The sequence below is a fragment of the Nonomuraea diastatica genome, from assembly GCF_004349015.1.
In the GTDB taxonomy this organism is placed as follows: Bacteria; Actinomycetota; Actinomycetes; order Streptosporangiales; family Streptosporangiaceae; genus Nonomuraea; species Nonomuraea diastatica.
Genome location: NZ_SMKP01000128.1, coordinates 1 through 15,159, shown reverse-complemented (window position 1 = coordinate 15,159; position 15,159 = coordinate 1). Strand labels below are relative to the sequence as shown.

Annotated in this window: 17 protein-coding genes and 2 pseudogenes; 7 read left to right on the top strand and 12 right to left on the bottom strand. The window is 72.8% G+C overall.

What is annotated here, in order from left to right; translation table 11 throughout:
* Positions 1-7 precede the first annotated feature (7 nt).
* The 3 genes and pseudogenes from E1294_RS34915 to E1294_RS34905 form a co-directional block, all read left to right on the top strand.
* Positions 8-904 (top strand): RNA polymerase sigma-70 factor, encoded by an 897-nt coding sequence (locus E1294_RS34915; protein WP_132515241.1) that lies wholly within the window; start codon positions 8-10, stop codon positions 902-904.
* Positions 905-957: 53 nt separating this feature from the next.
* Complete coding sequence (locus tag E1294_RS34910; RefSeq protein ID WP_132515240.1) at positions 958-1,557, top strand: TetR/AcrR family transcriptional regulator; 600 nt, start codon at positions 958-960, stop codon at positions 1,555-1,557.
* Between the two features lie 34 nt (positions 1,558-1,591).
* A pseudogene (locus E1294_RS34905) lies at positions 1,592-1,768 on the top strand (VOC family protein); the annotation flags it as partial.
* A gap of 18 nt (positions 1,769-1,786) precedes the next feature.
* Here the strand turns inward: E1294_RS34905 and E1294_RS58360 are convergent.
* Positions 1,787-2,372, bottom strand: a pseudogene (locus E1294_RS58360) (transposase); the annotation flags it as partial.
* 153 nt (positions 2,373-2,525) lie between these two features.
* On the opposite strand from E1294_RS58360, the gene E1294_RS34895 reads away from it, so the two are divergent.
* Entirely contained in the window at positions 2,526-2,945 is a 420-nt protein-coding gene (locus E1294_RS34895) for an SRPBCC family protein (protein WP_220448093.1), read from the top strand.
* A gap of 6 nt (positions 2,946-2,951) precedes the next feature.
* Here the strand turns inward: E1294_RS34895 and E1294_RS34890 are convergent, their stop codons facing one another.
* Positions 2,952-3,218, bottom strand: coding sequence for a hypothetical protein (locus E1294_RS34890; RefSeq protein WP_132515239.1), 267 nt, complete (start codon positions 3,216-3,218; stop codon positions 2,952-2,954).
* Positions 3,218-3,568, bottom strand: coding sequence for an ArsR/SmtB family transcription factor (locus tag E1294_RS34885; RefSeq protein ID WP_132515238.1), 351 nt, complete (start codon positions 3,566-3,568; stop codon positions 3,218-3,220). Before E1294_RS34885 ends, E1294_RS34890 begins: the two co-directional genes overlap by 1 nt.
* Before the next feature lie 209 nt (positions 3,569-3,777).
* Between E1294_RS34885 and E1294_RS34880 the strand changes: the two genes are divergently transcribed.
* On the top strand, positions 3,778-4,680 hold the full coding sequence (locus E1294_RS34880) for an LLM class flavin-dependent oxidoreductase (protein ID WP_132515237.1): 903 nt from the start codon (positions 3,778-3,780) through the stop codon (positions 4,678-4,680).
* Positions 4,681-5,122: 442 nt separating this feature from the next.
* Here the strand turns inward: E1294_RS34880 and E1294_RS34870 are convergent, their stop codons facing one another.
* From E1294_RS34870 to E1294_RS34860, 3 genes are read right to left on the bottom strand one after another with little or no spacing between them, the layout of a single operon-like run.
* Positions 5,123-5,767: a response regulator gene (locus E1294_RS34870; protein ID WP_132515236.1), complete on the bottom strand. Its 645-nt coding sequence runs from the start codon at positions 5,765-5,767 to the stop codon at positions 5,123-5,125.
* Entirely contained in the window at positions 5,758-6,858 is a 1,101-nt protein-coding gene (locus E1294_RS34865; protein ID WP_132515235.1) for a sensor histidine kinase, read from the bottom strand. The genes E1294_RS34870 and E1294_RS34865 overlap by 10 nt, the downstream gene beginning before the upstream one ends.
* Positions 6,842-7,459, bottom strand: a complete 618-nt coding sequence (locus E1294_RS34860) for a DedA family protein (protein ID WP_132515234.1) — start codon at positions 7,457-7,459, stop codon at positions 6,842-6,844. Before E1294_RS34860 ends, E1294_RS34865 begins: the two co-directional genes overlap by 17 nt.
* Before the next feature lie 101 nt (positions 7,460-7,560).
* On the opposite strand from E1294_RS34860, the gene E1294_RS34855 reads away from it, so the two are divergent.
* Together E1294_RS34855 and E1294_RS34850 are read left to right on the top strand one after the other, a co-directional pair.
* Positions 7,561-10,308, top strand: a complete 2,748-nt coding sequence (locus E1294_RS34855; RefSeq protein WP_246083504.1) for a DEAD/DEAH box helicase — start codon at positions 7,561-7,563, stop codon at positions 10,306-10,308.
* Entirely contained in the window at positions 10,305-11,441 is a 1,137-nt protein-coding gene (locus E1294_RS34850; RefSeq protein ID WP_246083503.1) for an SWIM zinc finger family protein, read from the top strand. Before E1294_RS34855 ends, E1294_RS34850 begins: the two co-directional genes overlap by 4 nt.
* A 24-nt stretch (positions 11,442-11,465) precedes the next feature.
* Here the strand turns inward: E1294_RS34850 and E1294_RS34845 are convergent, their stop codons facing one another.
* The 6 genes from E1294_RS34845 to E1294_RS34820 form a co-directional block, all read right to left on the bottom strand.
* The gene (locus E1294_RS34845) at positions 11,466-11,864 is read right to left on the bottom strand and encodes a VOC family protein (RefSeq protein ID WP_132515233.1); all 399 of its coding nucleotides are present in this window, start codon (positions 11,862-11,864) and stop codon (positions 11,466-11,468) included.
* The gene (locus E1294_RS34840) at positions 11,861-12,481 is read right to left on the bottom strand and encodes an SRPBCC family protein (RefSeq protein WP_132515232.1); all 621 of its coding nucleotides are present in this window, start codon (positions 12,479-12,481) and stop codon (positions 11,861-11,863) included. The genes E1294_RS34845 and E1294_RS34840 overlap by 4 nt, the downstream gene beginning before the upstream one ends.
* Positions 12,481-12,831: an ArsR/SmtB family transcription factor gene (locus E1294_RS34835; protein WP_181958601.1), complete on the bottom strand. Its 351-nt coding sequence runs from the start codon at positions 12,829-12,831 to the stop codon at positions 12,481-12,483. Before E1294_RS34835 ends, E1294_RS34840 begins: the two co-directional genes overlap by 1 nt.
* A 48-nt stretch (positions 12,832-12,879) precedes the next feature.
* The gene (locus E1294_RS34830) at positions 12,880-13,485 is read right to left on the bottom strand and encodes an energy-coupling factor transporter transmembrane component T family protein (RefSeq protein WP_132515230.1); all 606 of its coding nucleotides are present in this window, start codon (positions 13,483-13,485) and stop codon (positions 12,880-12,882) included.
* Positions 13,482-14,156 (bottom strand): energy-coupling factor ABC transporter ATP-binding protein, encoded by a 675-nt coding sequence (locus tag E1294_RS34825; RefSeq protein ID WP_132515229.1) that lies wholly within the window; start codon positions 14,154-14,156, stop codon positions 13,482-13,484. The genes E1294_RS34830 and E1294_RS34825 overlap by 4 nt, the downstream gene beginning before the upstream one ends.
* A gap of 1 nt (position 14,157) precedes the next feature.
* Positions 14,158-15,159 (bottom strand): thiolase family protein (locus E1294_RS34820; RefSeq protein ID WP_132515228.1); only part of this gene is annotated, 1,002 nt, incomplete at its 5' end.

Below are 15,159 nucleotides of genomic sequence, written 5' to 3'. Positions count from 1 at the left end.
GGCAACGATGCAGTCGAACAAAGACCTGGCGGCAGGCTCCGGCAGCCTGCGAGAGGCCGAGCAGGCGTTCCAGGCGGTACGCGGGCGCCTGTTCGGGATCGCGTACCGCATGCTGGGCAGCGTGAGCGAGGCCGACGACCTGCTCCAAGAAGTGTGGATCCGATGGCAGACGAGCGACCGGCGCAACGTGCGCAACGCCGAGGCGTTCCTCGCCACCACGACCACCCGGCTGGCGATCAACGTGTTGCGATCGGCGCGGGCGCGCCGCGAGACCTACGTCGGCCCGTGGCTGCCCGAGCCCGTCGACACCGGCGCCGACCCGGCGCTGGGCGCCGAACGCGCCGAGGCCCTGGAAATCGCGGTGCTCATGCTGCTGGAGAGGCTCACACCCACCGAACGCGCGTCGTACGTGCTGCGCGAGGCGTTCGACCACTCCTACGAGCGGATCGCCGAGATCATCGGGCACACCCCGGCGAACGTGCGCCAGCTGGTCAGCCGCGCGCGCAAGCACCTGGCCGCGGAGAAACGCGCCAGCGTCGCCGCCTCCGAGCAGCGGCGGCTGCTGACCGCGTTCGTGGCGGCCGCCCGGTCAGGGGAGATCGCCGGGCTCGAGGCGCTCCTCGCCGAGGACGTCGTCTCCTACTCCGACGGCGGCGGCGCCGTGCGCGCGTCGAAGATCCCGGTCGTCGGCCGCCACCGCGTGGCCAGGTACGTACACGCGTTCGCCGGTACGTTCTGGGACGGCGTGACGGTCGAACCGGTCGAGGCTAACGGGCACGCCTCGGCCCGGCTGTCTCACGAAGGGAGGGTGGTCGCCGTCGTCACCGTGAGCGTCACCTCCGACGGCATCGACCGGGTGTTGTGGATGATGAACCCGTCCAAGCTCGCCGCGATGGCCTCATGAGCCGTGCCCTGGGCGGGCGCCGGTCTCCTCGGCCGCAGCCTATAGTGAGTCAGATGGCTGACTCGAAGGGTTCGCGGGCCAGGACGGCGACCGCCAAACGGCAGCGGCTGACGGCCGCCGCCGCCCGGGTCGTGCACCAGCAGGGCGTCGAGCGCACCACCATCGCCGACATCGCCCGCGCCGCCGACGTCCCCGTGGGCAACGTCTACTACTACTTCAAGACCAAGGACGACCTCGTCGCGGCCGCCCTCAGCGAGCACGCCCACGGGCTGGAGACCCTCACCACCCGTCTCGACCGCCTCCCCGACCCCAGGCAGCGACTCATAGGCCTCGTCGAGGCCTGGGTCGGCGAGCGCGAACTCGCCGCACGCTACGGCTGCCCCACCGGCACCCTCGCCGCCGAGCTCGGCAAACGCGGCGAGGGCGGCCTCGACGAGGAGGCCGGCAAAGTCATCCGGCTGCTGCTCGACTGGGCCGGACGCCAGTTCCGCCAGCTCGGACTGCCCGACCCCGACGGGCTCGCCCTGACGCTGGTGAGCGCCTACCAGGGCATGTCGCTGCTGGCCAACGCGCTGCGCGAGCCCGGCGTCATGACCCGCGAAGGCCGGCGGCTGACCGACTGGCTCGACTCCCTGCCCGACCTGCGGGACTGACCTACGGCACTCACGCTGCGGGCGCGGCCCCCGGCTTCACCTCGACGTCAGCCCGATCGACGGCAGCACCGACGACGAGGTGACCAGACTGCTCGGCCTCGGCGCTACCAAGACGGATGTGGGCCAAGGCCCAGACCGAAGCCGGGTGGTCATGGCCGACCCCGAGAGCAACGAGTTCTGCGTCCTGCGCACCCTGGCACCGCCCAACTAGATGATCGATCCCCACGGGTTAGTGGTCGTAGGCGGTCAGTGAGCGCAGGACGGGCTGTCCGGTCTGGTCGTTGTGCCGGATGGCGGTGGTCAGCGTGTGCGCTGCATGACGCGGGCGACGATGCCGGCGGGTGTGCGGCCGTGGTGCTGTCCGAGGTTGAGCCGGCCCCTGAAGCTCTCGTTGACCGACTCGATGACCTGCCGCAGTGGTGAGAACAGCTCGGCTCCGGGCCGCTCCGGTTCGCCCTTGCGGGTCGGCCGCAGCAGCCGGATGTCCGGCTCGGCCAGCTGCTGCTCGAAGTCGCGGCCGAAGTAGTTCTTTGTCACCGATTAAGGTCTGTCCGGGCCGGGTGGCGACGAGTTCCGGTTCGGCGTCGAGCAGGTCCAGCAGCGTCTCGCGCTCGTCGGCTTTCGCTCCGGTCAGGGGCAAGGCGACGGGCAGTCCCTGGAGCGTGCACACCAGGTGCAGGCGCAGGCCCCAAGAGAAGCGGCTGCCTGGCGCAGTAGCCGTACTCGGCCCATCCGGCCAGCTCGGAGCGTTTGACAGTCTCGCGGGAACGGCCGTATTCCACGGGTGTGGAGTCCACGATCCATACGTCGTCGGTCTTCACGTACAGTGCGGAGTCCACGTCTGGCGTCACAACCGTACTTTGGGCTCCCTCACCTCATGCGCGCAGCCGGTCCCTTAGAATCGATCATTTAGGGTCCGAGCGGGAGGAGACCATGTGGTCACGCGCCGAGGGAGCCGGACGAAACCCGTGTACACGGCCGTCGCCGTCCACGTGCCCGCGCCGCCGGAACGGGTGTTCTCGCTGATCACCGACTGGCCCAGGCACCGGGAGTGGATGTTCATGACCACCGCCCGCCAGGTGGGTGAGCACGCCGTCGAGGCCTACACCGGCGTGCGGCCGTTCGGCTTCCTCGACACGATGACGATCACCCGCTGGGAGCCGCCCAGGCTGGTGCTCATGAACCACACCGGGCGCGTGGTGCGCGGCCGCGGCGCGATCCGGGTGCGGCCGCACGACGGCGGCAGCCGGATCGTCTGGGCCGAGGAGCTGCGCCTGCCGTTCGGGCCGCTGGGCCGGGCCCTGTGGCCGCTGGGCCGCCCGCTCGTCCGCGCCCTCGCCCGTCACTCCCTGCGCAAGCTGGGCGCGCTGCTGCACCGTACGCGCTGATCCCGCCTACTCGACGGTCCGTAAGATCTGCTCGATCGACGCCGTACGGGCGCGCAGCTCGGCCAGGTCGGCGGCCACCCGCTGCTGGGCGTCGAGGGTGTTCTCGGCCAGCTGCTCGAAGCGGTGCACGAGCCGGCGCAGGTCGTCGGCCTGGCCGGCGGCGGCCTGCGCCTTGCGGGATTCGAACAGGCCCACGATGACCACGGCGATCAGGAAGCCGGCCACCAGCAGCGCGGCGATGAGCAGGATCGCCACGGGCCACGAGATGTCCATCAGGAGTGCTCCTTGGGTCCTGGACCCTGGTCCGGGTCCGGCCTGGTGAGGGTCTTGGCCGCCTCGGCCAGCGCGGGTGCCGTCAGATGCAGGTCGAAACCGGTGACCTCGTAGTACTTCATGGCCTTGCCGTCCGCGGACAGCTCCAGAGTGCCGCTGATCAAACCGGCTGCCTCCAGCCGGCGCAGGTGCATGTGCAGCAGCGGGCGGCTCACGCCGATCTCGCGGGCGAGATGGCTGACGTAGTCGCGCCCGCCCGCCAGAGTGGCGACGATGCGCAGCCGCAGCGGGTTGGCCAGCGCGGCCAGCATCTCCACCAGTTCGTCGCCGGTCGGCTCGGCCGCCGTCATGACATCCCATCCTGTAAACAATTCGTTACAGGTGTAATCGTAGCCGGGGGATCATCGTGCGGGCAACGATCAGGGGCCTCCACGCGAGTTCGCGCGACCAGCCCCGACCACCTGGACGCTGCTCCCTGAATGCCCTTTCGCGACCAACCTCGCCGCTCGCCGAGGGCGGCGCTTGACCTCGACCGTGGTTGGTGTTGGATCGTCGTGTCATGGTGAAGTTCGGCGTCGGGCTACCGACCATGCAGGAGATCGAGACGTTGGGGCCGGATGGCGTGGCGCGGGCGGCGCGGCTGGCCGAGACCGTGGGACTGGATTCGGTCGGCGCCTCCGACGTGCTCGTCGGAGACGGGACGACGGCGCTGGAAAGCGTCGTCACCCTGGCCACCGCCGCCGCCGTGACGGAGCGGGTGAGCCTCGACTTCGGCGTGCTGTCGGTTCCCACGCGGCCGGTGGCGATGATGGCGGCCCAGGTGCAGACGCTGCAGTACCTCTCGCGGGGCAGGGTGCGGCTGGGGGTGGGGATCGGCGGATTCCCCGGCTCGCCGTTCTGGACCGCGCTCGGCGCGCCGAGCACCGGACGAGGCCGGCTGACCGATGAGGCGCTGCGGGCGTTGCCCGGGTTGATCGCGGGCAGAGACACCACCGTCGGAAACGGGGTGAGCCTCACCCTGGCCCCCGCGACTCCGGTGCCACCCCTGCTGGTCGGCTCAGGTACGAGCGAGGCGGCGTTGCGGCGGGTGGCGCGCCTCGCCGACGGGTGGCTGCCTTCCGCGCTGACACCGGCTGGGATCCGGACGGCGCTGGCGAGGTTGCGAGAGCTCGCGGAGGAGTACGGCAGGCCGATGCCGCGCGTGCATCTGGGTGTGCACACGGTTCTCGGTGTGGACCGTGAGGCGCGGCGGGCCATGGAGGCGCAGCTGTCGGAGTTCTTCCAGCTTTCCCCCGACGAGATACGCCAGGCCAGCATCTCCGGGTCACCGGCCGAGGCGGCCGAACGGGTGGCGGCCTTCGCCGAAGCCGGGGTGGACGAGATCGGGTTCGCGCTCGACGGGCGCGACTTCCTGGGCCAGATCGAGCTGGTCGGCGAGATCAGGGCGCACCTGCCCCAGTAGGGCCGCCTCCTGGAGCGAAGCCGGCGCAGCGGTCGGAACCATTGCTCGACTGGGCTCGTGACCAGCAGGAACCCATGACGGCCGGGCGGCGTCGCCGATCCGGCGGCCGTCACGGGCGCGGGTGGCGGGCAGCGGCCGGTCGGTGATGCGGCCGGGCAGGTTGAAGACCGTGCGGATCCCGGCCGACGGACGCCGCTGCCTCCTCGAAGGCGTTCACGGCATCGCCCGGTGACGGCCGCGGCACGCCCATGCCGGTGATGCGATCCCAGAATCCGGCCGCGCCCGTGCCGAGCACGACGCGGCCGGCCCGGCAGCGCGGACAACGATGTCACCGTCCGCGCCGGCATGGGAGCGGGCCTCGTCGGCTGGAGACACCGGCGATGTGCTCCGTACGCCCGAGAATGAAGCCCAGCTCGGATGACCCGGTCCGCCGGCCGTGTTCTCATGACTCCAGGAAGTGCAGCACCGCCAGCACCCTGCGGCTGTAGCCGGTGGTGTGCGACAGGCCGAGCTTGTCGAACAGCGAGTTCACGTGTTTCTCCACCGCGCTCTGCGACACGTGCAGCGCCTGCGCGATCGAGGCGTTGGTCAGCCCCTGCGCCATCCGCTCCAGCACCTCCCGCTCGCGCGCGGTGAGCCGGGCCAGGGGATCGACCTGGGTGGTGCGGGCCAGCAGCTGGCGCACCACCTCGGGGTCGAACGCCGCTCCCCCGGCCCCCACCCGCTCCAGCGCGTCCAGGAAGTCGCCGACCTGCGCCACCCGGTCCTTCAGCAGGTAGCCGACCCCTTCGACGTCCGCGCTCATCAGCTCGGCGGCGTACCGCTTCTCGACGTACTGCGACAACACCAGCACCTTCACCGCCGGCCAGCGCGTCCTGATCTCCAGCGCGGCCCGCAGCCCCTCGTCGGTGTGGGTCGGCGGCATGCGCACGTCCACCACCGCGATGTCCGGCTCGTACGCCGCCACCGCCGACACCAGCGACTCGGCGTCGGCCACCGCCGCGGGAACCTCGTGGCCCTCCTCCACCAGCAGCCGGACCAGGCCCTCGCGCAGCAGCGTGGAGTCCTCGGCCAGGATCACCCGCACGGCAGCACCGCCGTGATCGACGTCGGCCCGCCCGGCGGGCTGGCCAGCTCGAACGTGCCGTCCAGCGCCGCCACCCGCCTGGCCAGCCCGGACAGGCCGACGCCCGCCAGGCTGGCGCCGCCGCGGCCGTCGTCGCGCACCCGCACGACCACCTGGGCGTCCTCCTCGTGCACCTCGACCGTGATGAGCGTGGCGGCGGCGTGCTTGGCGGCGTTGGTCACCGCCTCGCAGACCACGAAGTAGGCCGCCGTCTCCACCGCCATCGGCGGCCGTCGCCGCAGCTCGCAGGCCACCTTGACGGGCACGTTGGACCGCTCGGCAACGCCCGCCAGCGCCTCGCCCAGGCCGAGGGAGTCCAGGCCGCTCGGATAGACCCGCCAGGCCACCTCGCGCAGCTCCGCGAGCGCCTCCTGGGCCTCCTCGTGCGCCTGCTCCAGCAGCTCCGTGCGGCCCCGCTTCGAGCGTCCGATCAGCATCGACAGCGCCACCAGCCGCTGCTGCAGCCCGTCGTGCAGGTCACGCTCGATCCTGCGCCGCTCGGAGTCGACCGCGGCCACGATGCCGGCCCGGCTCTCGGCCAGCTCGGCGATCCTGCGCTCCAGCACTTCGGTACGGTCGGGGCCCAGCATCCGCACGATCAGCATGCGCTCCAGCGCGTGCACCCCCACGACGCCCGACAGGTCGAGGAACAGCAGCACGGTCCCGGCCACGACGGTGTAGGTCAACAGGGGTACCGACGGCAGCATGCCGTCGAACGGCTTGCCCTGCCCCCACAGCACGACGACGAGCACCGCCGCGCCGCCACCGTACACGAGCAGCATGATCACCATCCCGCCCAGCAGCCCGAGCGGGACGCGAGCGGCGAGGTAGAGCGAGGCCCGCAGGTCGTTCTCCGTGAGCGCGGTGAGGCCGGCGGCGTCCAGGCGCAGGCGGCGCGCTTCGAGCCGGGCCAGGTGCCGGGAGGCGGCGACGACGTTCGGGCTGGCCAGGAACGGCAGCGCCGCCAGCAGGAACACGAGCCCGCACAGCGCCGTCAGGCCGCCGAGCGTCACCGCGCCGAGCAACCGCAGGCCCTCAGCGGCCAGCCGCATGCCTGCCCTTGCGCCGTTCGGCCAGCCGGACCCCGATGAAGACCACGATCGCCAGCACGACCAGGCCGATCACCACGTAGCTGCCGGCCCCGACGTACGTTTCCACGACCGACCACTGCTCGCCCAGGAGATAGCCGGCCATCACGAAGATCGTGTTCCAGATGAGGCTGCCGGCCGTGGTCAGCGCCGTGAACGTCGGCAGCGGCATGCGCTCCACGCCCGCGGGGATGGAGATGAGGCTGCGGAAGACGGGGATCATCCGGCCGAAGAAGACGGTCTTGCGGCCGTGGCGCCCGAACCAGGCCTCGGTCTTCTCGATGTCGGACGTCTTCACCAGGGGCAGCTTGGCGGCCAGCGCCAGGGTGCGTTCGCGGCCCAGCGCCGCGCCCACACCGTAGAGCGCCAGGGCGCCCAGCACCGAGCCGAGCGTCGTGAACACCAGCACCTCGGCCAGGCCCAGCTCACCCCTGCTGGCGGTGAAGCCCGACAACGGCAAGATCACCTCGCTCGGCAGGGGCGGGAAAAGGTTCTCCAGCGCGATCGCGAGGCCGGCCCCGGGCGCCCCGAGGCTCTCCATGAGTCCCACCAGCCAGTCCGTCATGGGACCAACGCTAGGCAAGATCGGACATGACGGTAATGCGGCAGGTGGCCGTTCCCGGCTGTGGTAAACCACAGTCCCGACGTACCGTACACTGTACGGCCGTGAGCCCCTTGACGGATCTGGTACGACACGCGGCAGTCTTCCAACCCGGCGATCCCCCCAGGTCGGGGGTGGTCGCCTTTCTCGATCCGGACGGTGAGTCCACCATGACGGTGGCCGAGCAGAACGGTGGCGCGGTGCGCACCCAGCAGGTCGCGGCGACCGTCGTGCCGGTGAACGAAGCGTTGGCCACGCTGGCCCGGGCCCGCACCGGCCCCGACATCCACCCTGCCACACGATTCTGGGGCGCGGTGGCTCTCGTGGCGCTCCAACTCGTCACGCGGGGGCGCGTGCTGCCCGGGGTGACGGCGGGCGAGCACGACTCCTGGCGCGCGGGGCCGCTGGACGCCGCCGACGTCCAGCGCGTACGCGACCTGGCCGACGCCATGCCCGCCACTGCCCGCGCCGTGCCCCTGCGAAACCCGCCGGACGGCGGGATCAGGCTGCCCGACGCCGAACCGCTCGTGCGCGCGTTCCTGGACGCGGTCGCCGACACCATGCCGCGCTCCCCCGGCGCCGTCAGGGCCACCGGCACCACCGCCTACGCCGCCATGAAGCCGGTCAAGGTGCCGCACCTGCGCGGATGGGCCGAGGAGGTGTCGGCCGGGCTCGACGCCGGTGTGCGCCTGTCGCTGCGGCTGGAGGCCGACGCCCCAGACGGCGATCTGGCCGGAGATCTGGCCGCCGCCGAGTTCCGCGCCGTCGTCCAGGTGCACAGCCTGGCCGACCCCTCGCTCGTCGTCGACGCCGCCGCCCTGTGGCAGGGCGGCGACCACGGCCTCGGCACCCGCGCCAGGATCGAGGCCACCCGGGCCGTCCGCGGCGCCGCCCGTGCCTGGCCCCGCCTCGAACGCCTGCTCGACAGCGCCGTCCCCGACGAGCTCGCCCTCTCCGACGGCGACGTCGACGACCTCCTCGCCGAGGCCGCGGATCGCCTGGCCGCCATCGGCGTCGAGGTGCACTGGCCCAAGTCCCTCGTACGCGGCCTGAGCGCCCGCGCCGTCATCGGCGAACACGACAGCGCGCCCTCCGACATGCCGTCGTTCCTCGGCGGCCACCAGCTGACCAGCTTCGACTGGCAGCTCGCCCTCGGCGGCGAACGCCTGACCCCCGCGGAGATGGACCGGCTCGCCGAGGCCCACCGCCCCGTCGTACGGCTGCGCGAGCAGTGGGTGCTCGTCGACCCCGACCTGGCCCGCAAGGCCCGCCGGCGCGACCTCAAACCCCTGACCGGGCTCGAAGCGCTCGGCGCCGCCCTGACCGGGACGGTCGAGCTCGACGGCGAGCAGATCGAGGCCGAGCCCACCGCCTGGCTGCGCGAGCTGCGCGAACGCCTCACCGAGCCCGCCGACGCCGGCCCGCCGCCCGGGCTGGCCGCCGCCCTGCGCGACTACCAGCTGGCCGGGCTGCGCTGGCTGGCCAGGATGACCTCGCTCGGCCTCGGCGGATGCCTGGCCGACGACATGGGCCTCGGCAAGACGATCACGGTGATCGCGCTGCACCTGCACCGGACCGGCACCGGTCCGACGCTCGTGGTGTGCCCGGCCTCGCTGCTGGGCAACTGGGAGCGGGAGATCACCAGGTTCGCGCCCGGCGTGCCCGTGCGCCGCTACCACGGCGCGGCGCGCGAGCTCGCCGACGAGGGGTTCGTGCTGACCACGTACGGCACCATGCGCCTCGACGCGGCCCGCCTGGCCGCCCACCCGTGGGGCCTGCTGGTGGCCGACGAGGCCCAGCACGTCAAGAACCCCGCATCCGGGACCGCCAGGGCCCTGCGGGAGATCCCCGCCGCCGCTCGCGTCGCGCTGACCGGCACGCCCGTGGAGAACAACCTGTCGGAGTTGTGGGCCATCCTCGACTGGACCACGCCGGGACTGCTCGGCCCGCTGAGCAGGTTCAGGGCGCGATGGGCTAAACCCGTCGAGTCCGGCGACCGTCAGGCGGCCGAACGCCTGGCGCGGCTGGTCGGCCCGTTCCTGCTGCGCCGCCGCAAGAGCGACCCCGGCATCGCGCCCGAGCTGCCGCCCAAGACCGAGACCGATCGTCCCGTCGCGCTCACCACCGAGCAGGCCGGCCTGTACGAAGCCGCCGTGCGCGAGATCATGGCCCAGATCAGGGACGCCCAGGGCATGGCCAGGCGCGGCCTCGTCGTCAAGCTGCTCACCGGGCTCAAGCAGATCTGCAACCACCCCGCCCACTACCTGCACGAGGCCGAGCCGCGCCTGGCCGGCCGCTCCGGCAAGCTCGAACTGCTGGACGAGCTGGTCGACACCATCACGGCCGAGGACGGCGCGGTGCTGGTCTTCACCCAGTACGTCGCCATGGCCCGCCTCCTGGAACGCCACCTCACCGCCCGGGGCGTGAGCACCCAGCTGCTGCACGGCGGCACCCCCGTCGCTCGCCGCGAGGAGATGGTCCGCCGCTTCCAGGACGGCCGGGCGCCGGTGTTCCTGCTGTCGCTCAAGGCGGCCGGCACCGGCCTCAACCTGACCCGCGCCGACCACGTCATCCACTACGACCGCTGGTGGAACCCCGCCGTCGAGGACCAGGCCACCGACCGGGCCTACCGCATCGGCCAGACCCGTCCCGTCCAGGTGCACCGCCTGATCACCGAGGGCACGATCGAGGACCGCATCGCCGGCATGCTCGCCGCCAAACGTTCGCTCGCCGACGCCGTGCTCGCCTCCGGCGAGGCCGCCTTCACCGAACTGACCGACGCCGACCTCGCCGCCCTCGTGGAGCTGAGGTGAACGCCGCCCGCGGGTTCCCCGCCTTCGCCGCCCAACGCGCCGGCGCCCGCTTCGCCACCTCCTGGTGGGGCCGCGCCTGGGTCAAGGCCATGGAGGACACCTCCCTCGACCACGTCCTGCTGCGCAAGGGCCGCGCGTACGCCAAGACCGGGCAGCTCGGCCCCATCACCGTCAGCCCCGGCCGCATCGCCGCCGTCGCCGAGAACGAGTACGACACCGTCGTACGCGTCGAGCAGCTCACCGCCGCCGCATGGGAACGTTTCCTCGGCCAGGTGGCCGCCAAGGCCGGGCACATCGCCGCGCTCCTCGACCGCGACATGCCGCACGACCTGGTCGAGGCCGCCCAGGACGCCGCCGTGCCGCTGCTGCCCGCCGTCGGCGACCTGGAGCCCGAATGTTCCTGCCCCGACTGGGGCCACCCGTGCAAGCACGCCGCCGCCCTGTGCTACCAGGCCTCGTGGCTGCTGGACGCCGACCCGTTCGTGTTGCTGCTCATGCGCGGGCGCGGGCAGGACGAGCTGATCGAGGCGCTCCAGCAGCGCGACGCCCCCACCGGTCGGCCCGGCGGTGGCGCCGCGGGCGTGCCGGCCGCCGAGGCGTTCGCGCTGGGGACACCGCCGCTGCCCGGCCCGCCGCCGGACGACGTCGCCTTCACCCCGCCCGCACTGGAGCCCGGCCCCGGTGTGGACGTCGCCGCGCTGGGCGTGCTGGCCGCCTCCGCCGCCTCCCGTGCGCGCGAGCTGCTGCGCGGGCGGCTGCCCCTCCTCACCGAACACCAGGACCGCGTACGGCTGGCCGCCGAACACGACCTCGACCTCGGGCTCGAGGCCGCCGTCCAGGCCTGGAGGTACGGCGGCGCCGACGGCCTCGACGTGCTCGAAACCCCCTGGACGCCGCCCCGCCAGGACCTGGCCAGAGCGCGGGCCCGGCTGGAGGCCGGCTGGGAGGGCGCGGGCCTGCCGCGCGTCGAGGCGTGGCGCAACCGCTGGACGCTCGGCCCGCTGCAACTGCGCTACGGGCGCGACGGGCGGTGGTATGCCTTCACCGAACGCGACGGCGGCTGGTGGCCCGCCGGCCCGCCCGAACACGACCCGTCGGCCGCGGCCGGTCAGGCCGCCGCGGAGACACCCTGACCGATGAGCGCCGCCGGGCGGCGTTCACGCCAGGTTGAGCTGCCACGAGACGCCGAACCGGTCGTTGACCCAGCCGAACTTCGTGCTGAACCCGTACGAGCCCAGCGGCATCAGCTCTCCCCCGCCCTCGGCCAGCGCCGCGTACAGGCGGTCGAGCTCCTCCTCGGTGTCGCACCCGACGAACAGCGACATCGAGGGCGTGAAGTCGAAGTCGTGCGGCGTGGGGCTGTCCAGGCACATGTACTCCTGGCCGGCCAGCGCGAACGTGGCGTGCTTGACCGTGCCCTCCGCGCCCGGCTCACCAGGGCCGAAGCGCTCCAGGTGGATCACCTTGGCGTCGTCGAACAGCGACATGTAGAACGTCATCGCCTCCTCGGCCTCGCCGTTCTGGAACATGAGGAACGTGTGGATCTTCTGGGTCATGCGGGGGACTCCTCCTCGGGAGCGTAGAAGGCGGCGGTGGCGGCCACGGCCGCGGCGGCCTGGTCGGCCGGGGCGCCCGCGGCCTTGAACGCCTCCCCCCACGCCTGGCTGCTCGTGGTGATGAAGCTCCGGCCGTCGGCGGTCAGGTGGAAGGTCTCCTCGTCCACCTGGACGCCGCCCGACAGGTGCAGGCCCAGGCCCAGCAGCGACAGGTCCCAGCCCACGCCGGTCGCGCCGGGCCCGTACTGCGACCACATCTCGGCCGGCATCTCGGCGATGTGCTCGAGCTCGAACAGGGTCCCGCCGTCCTCGGCCGACAGACGCACCTCGACCTCGGAGAAGCCGGGGTTGGGGCCGAACAGCCAGGTGACCTTGAGCAGGCGCGGCGGCTCGCAGCGCAGGATCTCACCGCCGGCGTTGCCCTTGAGCTGGTACGTGCCCCCCACCCGGAAGTTGCCGGTGACCGGCAGGAACCAGCGGCTCAGCCGCTCGGGGTCGGTGCAGGCCTCCCAGACGTCCTCCACGCCCGCGTCGTAGTGGCGCCGCAGCGCGACGGTCTTGCGCTCGCCGTTGACCACCTCGCGGTGGGCTCGGTTGAGTTCGTCGATGAAGCTCATCAGGTGTCCTTCTTGTCGTCTTTGACGCGGCGTTCGCGCTTGCCCCGTGCCAGTTCGGTGGCCAGCGCGTCGAGCCGCTGGTTCCAGAAGCCGCGAAAGCGTTCCAGCCAGAGGTCGACCTCCTGCAGCGGCCCCGGCTCGACGGTGTAGAGCCGGCGGGTGCCCTGGGCGCGCACGCTGGCGAACCCGTTGTCGCGCAGCACCCGCAGGTGCTGGGAGACGGCTGGCTGGGAGATGCCGAACTCCTGCTGGATGACCGCGGTCACCTCTCCGGACCTGCGCTCGCCTTCGGCGAGCAGCTCCAGGATCCGGCGTCGCACCGGATCGCCGAGGACGTCGAATGCGTGCACGCCGCCCACTATTTCAGTCAGTGCTTATATAAGTCAACAAGGGGGTAATCAGTCGTCCAGCCCGCGCGCGATGAGCGCCTCCCCCAGCGCGTCGGCGTGCCGCAGCGAGCTCACCACCAGCGGCACGGCGAAGGCGCGCAGGCTGCGCTCGACCCCTCTGGCCCGCTGCGCCTCCCGCACGCGCACGGCCAGCGCCGCGATGACGGGCACACTGCGCACGGTCAGCGACAACAACAACGACAGCCGGAACGGATCGAGCCCGGCAAGCCGCGCCGGCCCCAGGCACCGTTCCAGCGCCGCCATCATGGCCGACGTGCGGGTGGTCAGCGTGACCAGCCCCGCCAGCGCGACGGCCAGCAGCACCCGCAGTGTCGTCACCGCCGCCCCCTCCGGACCGACGAACACCCACTGCAGCCCGAACAGCGCCACCACGAAATAACGCACCGGCCGCAGCTGCGCCCACGCAGCCGCCGGCCCCACCCGCGACACCACGTAGAGCCCGCCCACGACGGCCGCCGCGCCGCCCAGCGCCGCTGGCGAGGGCAGCAGCACCAGCACCGTGCAGCCCACGGCCAGCCCGGCCAGCTTCGCCCCGGCCGGCAGGCGGTGCAGCGGCGAGGAACCCGGCACGTAGGCGCCGGTCAGGTCGTTCACGCCATCATCTTCCTGTAGTGGCCGATGGACTCCTCCGGGCCGCCGTCGGCCACGATCCGGCCCTGGTCGAGCACCAGCACCCGGTCGAAGTCCGCCAGCAGCGGCAGGTCGTGGGTGACCGCCACCACCTGCTGCGGCAGCTCGCGCAGCACCTCGGCGACCTGACGGGAATGGCGCAGGTCCAGCAGCGTGGTCGGCTCGTCCATCACCAGGATGTCCGGCTGCAGCACCATCACCGAGCACAAGGCGAGCAACTGCTTCTGCCCGCCTGACAGATGGTGCGCGGGGTGGTCGGCGTGCCCGCCCAGCCCGTACGCGGCCAGCGCCTCGTGCACCCGCCGCGCCACCTCCTCACGCTCCAAACCCTTGCGGCGCAGGGAGAAGGCGACGTCCTCTGCCACCGTCGGCATCACGATCTGCGCGTCGGGATCGGTGAACAGGAACCCGACCCCGCGCCGGACCTTCGCGGCCTGCCGGCGGGTGTCGAGGCCGAGCACGGTGACGCTGCCCGAGGTGGGCAGGGCCAGGCCGTTGATCAGCCGGGCCAGCGTGCTCTTGCCCGAGCCGTTGGCGCCGACCACGCCGACGCGCCGCTCGGGAAGGCGGGCGGTGACGCCGCGCAGCACGTCACGGCCGCCCAGCCGGACGTGCACGTCCGCGAATTCGATCACCTCACACCACCTCGAACAGCGCGGCCACGCCCAGGCCACCGCCGACCGCGGCCGTCGCCAGGCCGAGCGTGCCCGGCGGGGCGCCGGCGCGGACGAGCCGGGTGAACAGCCTGGCCACCACGACCGCCCCGGTGGCGCCCCACGGATGCCCCAGCGCCAGCGCGCCCCCGTCCGGGCACACCCGTTCCGCGTCGGCCCCGAGCGGGTCGAGCCCCAGCGCGTCGGTGACGGCCAGCACCTGCGCCGCGAACGCCTCCACGATCTCCACCGCCGCCACCCGTTCCAGCTCGACCCCCGCACGCGCGAGCACCCGCCGCACGGCGGGCACCGGCCCCCACCCGGGCAGCCCGGGATCACACCCGACGACGGACCCGGCCACCAGCCGCATCCCCGGCAGGCCGGCGCGCAGGTGGTCGGGCACGATGGCCACGGCCGCCGCGCCATCGCTCACCGGGGACGCGTTACCGGCCGTCACTGTACCCTCGGCGACGAACGCCGCGGGCAGCCGGGCCAGCGACGACGCCCGCAGCGGCCGCGGCCGCTCATCGTCGGCCCGCCCGCCGACCGGCACGATCTCCTCCTTGAAACGCCCCGCCTCGCGGGCGGCCAGCGCCGCCGCGTGGCTACGGCAGGCGTAGGCGTCCTGGCGCTCCCTGCTGACGCCGCACGAGGTCGCCAGCGCCTCCGCGGCCGGGCCCATGTCCGGGTCGGTGTGGCCGCCGGGAGTGAAAGGCGCCCTGGCGTACGGCTCCGTCTCCCCCCGGCGGGTGCGCAGCGGCGCGGTCGACGCGCTCTCGGCGCCTCCGGCGATCACCAGGTCCATGTCCCCAGCGCGCACCGCCTGGGCGGCGAGCAGGATCGCGGCCAGGCCGCTGCCGCACTGCCGGTCGACCGTGACCCCCGGCACCGCGTGCCCGAGACCGGCGGCCAGCGCGGACACCCGCGCCACGTTGCCACCAGGGCCCATGCAGTTGCCCAGCACCACGTCGCCCACCCTGCCGCC